Source organism: Oleiphilus sp. HI0123 (assembly GCF_001635315.1).
In genome coordinates this window covers 1-531 of sequence record NZ_LWGE01000706.1, presented here as the reverse complement: position 1 = coordinate 531, position 531 = coordinate 1, and the positions used below count along the sequence as shown (strand labels likewise).

1 protein-coding gene is annotated in these 531 nt (G+C 46.5%); it reads left to right on the top strand.

Translation table 11 applies throughout. From position 1 onward, the window contains the following. Nucleotides 1-116 precede the first annotated feature (116 nt). A partial coding sequence (locus tag A3761_RS06330; protein ID WP_156491672.1) for a flagellar hook-basal body complex protein occupies nucleotides 117-531 on the top strand: 415 nt, incomplete at its 3' end.

The following is a 531-nucleotide window of genomic DNA, read 5'->3' as shown; positions in this document are numbered from 1 at the left end:
GACTGCTTCGTTAGCGGTATTTGCTTACTAGCTTTAAATAAGGGGTATCACAGATAGCCCTTAAACGCTTCAGGTCTGATTGATTCGCAGTAGAATTTCAATTTGGGAGAAGCATCATGCATCCAGCTCTTTATGTCAGTAAAACCGGTCTAAGTGCACAAGATATGTCCTTGACCACGATTTCCAACAACTTGGCGAATGCTAGTACGGTTGGCTTTAAGCGTGATGAAGCGGTTTTTCAGGACCTGTTGTATCAGGTGAAAAGAGAGCCAGGTGGCTTGAACTCACAAAACTCTCAATTACCATCTGGTCTCCAGCTCGGTACGGGTGTCAGGATCGAAGGGACGACTAAGCAATTTACCCAAGGCTCCTTAGAAGTGACTGACCAGGCTCTCGATTTAGCCGTTAATGGTAGAGGCTTTTTCCAAGTTATATTGCCAGATGGCTCGACCAGTTATACCCGAGATGGGCAGTTCCAGGTTAACTCAGATGGCCAAGTCGTCACTGCTGGTGGCAACCTATTAGAACCCG